2 protein-coding genes are annotated in these 3,524 nt (G+C 72.7%); one reads left to right on the plus strand and one right to left on the minus strand.

What is annotated here, in order from left to right:
• The first annotated feature begins 372 nt into the window (after nucleotides 1-372).
• The gene (locus EF903_RS30300; protein ID WP_125548189.1) at nucleotides 373-975 is read left to right on the plus strand and encodes a Uma2 family endonuclease; all 603 of its coding nucleotides are present in this window, start codon (nucleotides 373-375) and stop codon (nucleotides 973-975) included.
• 1,344 nt (nucleotides 976-2,319) lie between these two features.
• On the opposite strand, the gene EF903_RS30305 is transcribed toward EF903_RS30300, so the two are convergent.
• The coding region (locus EF903_RS30305) for a PLP-dependent aminotransferase family protein (protein ID WP_260616132.1) at nucleotides 2,320-3,524 on the minus strand (1,205 nt) is incomplete at its 5' end.

Genomic DNA, 3,524 nt, shown 5'->3' on the forward strand with positions numbered 1-3,524 from the left:
CCCCCGGCACCGTCGGCTGGCTGGAGCGCGGCGCCCCACCCGAGGCGATCTCCCTGGCACTCTCCACCGGCCTGCCACCGGACCTGCGTCACCCACCCTCGGTGATCGCCCACCGCCTCCGCGAACTCCTCCCGCCCCAGGCGCGCCCCCGGCCCGGCCTGCGGGGCCGGGGTCCCCGCCCGGACCCCTTCCAGGACTGCGACGGCTGCGGCCGCGTCTTCCGCTCCCCGACCCCGGGCAGATGCGGCGACTGCAGGCGCGCGGACGGACGAGCCGCGGGCGGTACACGAAGCGGCTGCGGGGTGCGCGCAGAAGGAGCTGCCTAGCATGAAGGTGATGACTCGGGCCCACGGCCACGGACGAGGAGCCACCATGACCATCGCGCCTGACGCCTCCCGGAACGGCAACGCCCTCTACCGCGCCATGCGTGACGGTATCGACCGGATCGAGGACGTGGTTCCCGGCAAACTCGAGATCACCAAGGAAGGGATCGTCCACGACATGATGGCCCCTGGACGGCCGCACGAGGTGACGGCAGGGCTGGTCAGCCGGCGCCTGGAGAAGGCGATGCCGGACGGCCTGTGGGCGCACGTGGGAACACCTGACGTGGAGGACGAGCCCGAGGGCATCATGCGACACCCCGACGTCATGGTGATCGCATTCGAAGACATGCAGGGCGAAGGTTCCTTTGACCCGCGCACGGTGATCGCCGCGATCGAGGTCGTTTCCCGTTCCAATCCGGACAACGACTGGATCGGCAAGATGCGCGACTACGCCCTGCTCGGCATCCCCGTGTACGCGGTCTTCGACCCGCGTACCGGCACAGGCGCGGTGATGAGTGACATCCACACCACGCCAGCAGGCCCCAGGTACGCGACACGCAAGGACTTCGTGTACGGCGAAGACGTCACGATCGCGGATTGGACCATCCCCACCAACGGCCTCCCCCGCTATACGGACGGCGCCGCGAAGTGACGACGGGGAGGCGGGGTCTGGAAGGCGGCGGCGGGAGCCGGATGGTCGGGAGCCATGTGGCTCGGGGTCGGGTGGTGCTGGGGGTGTCCCGGCAGCCGATTGTCCTTCCGGTGCGGGCCGTCCTGTAAAGGGCGCTCCCTGCGGTCGCGTCGCTGCGCGATGGCCCTTGCGGGCCACCCTTGACAGGACGTCCCGCCCCGGAATGCCAACAAGCTGCCGGGAAGCCCCCAGGGGAATGGCCTGGAGGGAACGTGAGGCATCCGGGCGCATCAGGGAGCTTTCTCTCCCGCCCCGGCGGCCGTATCCAGCCCCACCGGCATCAGCAGACCCGTCGGCGGTAGCCGCGTGGGTTCTGGTGTCGCGAAACGATGTCCAGAGCGTCATCCGGCGACAGGAGCGCCCCAGATCGCTACGCGGCCCGGCTCTTTCGGCGGCCGACGGCCGTCCGGGGCAGGGGCGGCGCGGCAGATCGCTATACACCCCTGTCTGCTCGGCGTCCGGCCGCCGCTTGTGGCCGCGAAGCGCCACACCTCGCTGCCCTCTCCTTCCATACCGGCGCCCGGCCGCCGTCCCGGGGCAGCGAAGCGCACCAACTCGCTGCCTGGCACTCGTCTCTCGGCGGCCGGAGGCCGTCGGGGCGGCGAAGCGCCACCTACGTGCTCCACGCTCCTCATATACCGGCGTCTGGCGACAGCAAGCCCGTACCCGGGACCCGGCGGTCAGCCGCCGAACCGACGGCACCTCCATGGCGATCTGTCGCGCTGCCCGGCCATGACGGCCGCCAGCCGCCAAACCGAGGGCGCGCCTGTAGCGATCCGTCGCGCCTCCCAGCCGTTGACGGCGGTCAGTCGCTGAGCCGAGGTTGCCCACGTAGCGATCTGGGGCGCTCCTGTCTCCGGATGATGCTCTGGGCATCGTTTCGCGACATCAGAGCCCACGCGGCTTCCGCCGCCGGGGCTGCTGATGCCGGGGGGACAGGACACGGCTGCCGGAGCGGGAGGGCAAGGGCTCTGACGAACCCCTGTGGTCTTCGTCCCCCCTGGCCGTTTCCCTGGGGGCGTCCCGGCAGAAAAAATGCCTCCGGGGCGGGTCGGTCTGTCAAGGGGGGCCCGCAAGGGCCATCGCGCAGCGACGCGACCGGAGGGAGCGCCCTTGAGGGACCGGCACGCCCCGGACACCATCAACTGCCGGGGACACCCCCAGCACCACCCCTGATGCCGGCTGATCCGCTACCGGCTACGCCACCACCCCGTCGCTTTCCGGCCCGAGTAGTCGGCTGCCGCCGTCCTCACCCCGCCGCCGACCGCCGACCCCGAGCCCGGGACTCCCGTACAACCGTCCCCCTCAGCCCGCCGCCGCCCTCAGCCGTTCCAGGCCCACCGCGATCTCCTCCGCCGTGTGCGTCGTGAACGACAGGCGCAGCGTCCGCGCATCCGGGGTGCCCGTATAGAAGGGTGCGCCCGGCACAAACGCGACGTCCTTCGCCACCGCGCGCTTCAGCAAGGCCGTCGCGTCGTAACCCTCCGGCAGGCGGGCCCAGACGAACATGCCGCCCTCCGGGCGGTTCCACTCCGAGCCCTCCGGGAGCGCCTCGCCCAAGCCGGCCAGGAGGGCGTCGCGGCGGATGCGGTAGGCGTCGCGGACCGTGGCTATGTGGGCGTCGAGGTCGGCGGCGGACAGGTAGTGGGCGGCGGCCAGCTGGTCCACCGTCGAGGTGTGCAGGTCGGCCGCCTGCTTCGCGACGACCGCCGCCCGCCGCAAGGCGGCCGGGGCGCGGAGCCAGCCGAGGCGCAGCCCCGGCGCCATGATCTTCGAGAAGCTGCCCAGCAGCGCCGTGCGGTCCTCCGCGCCGGGGTGCGCGGCGAGCCACGGCACCTCGTCGCCCTCGAAGCGGAGGTCGCCGTACGGGTCGTCCTCCACCAGCCACAGGCCCAGGCGGGCCGCGACCTGCGCGACCGCGGCCCGGCGGGCGGCGGGGAGGGTGCGGCCGGTGGGGTTCTGGAAGGTGGGGATGCAGTACAGGAGCTTCGGGCGCTCCCGGCGGACGATCTCCTCCAAGGCGTCCGGCAGGATGCCCTGCTCGTCGCAGGGCACGGGTATGACGCGGGCTCCGGCCAGGCCGAAGGCCTGGAGGGCGGCGAGGTAGGTGGGGTTCTCGACGAGGACGGTGTCGCCCGGCTCGACGAGGGTGGCGGTGATGAGGGTCAGCGCCTGCTGGGAGCCGGTGGTGACGAGGACGTCGTCGGCGGTGGTCGCGAGACCGCGGCCGGTCGCCCGTGCGGCGACGGCCCGGCGCAGTTCGGGTGCGCCTTCGGTGGTGGAGTACTGGAGGGCCCGCGCGGCAGAGGTCGCGAACGCGGCGTCGTAGGCGGCGCGCAGCCCTTCGGTGTCGAAGAGTTCGGGTGCGGGCAGGCCGCCGGCGAAGGAGACGACGCCGGGGCGTTCGGTGAGGGCGAGGATCTCCCGGACCGGTGAGCCGCCTACGGCGCCGGCGCGGGCGGCGAACGGCGGCGGCTGGAGGGCGGGCGCGGCGGCGCCGTAGGCGGCTC

It is taken from the genome of Streptomyces sp. WAC05292 (genome assembly GCF_003949955.1).
Taxonomy (GTDB): Bacteria; Actinomycetota; Actinomycetes; order Streptomycetales; family Streptomycetaceae; genus Streptomyces; species Streptomyces globosus.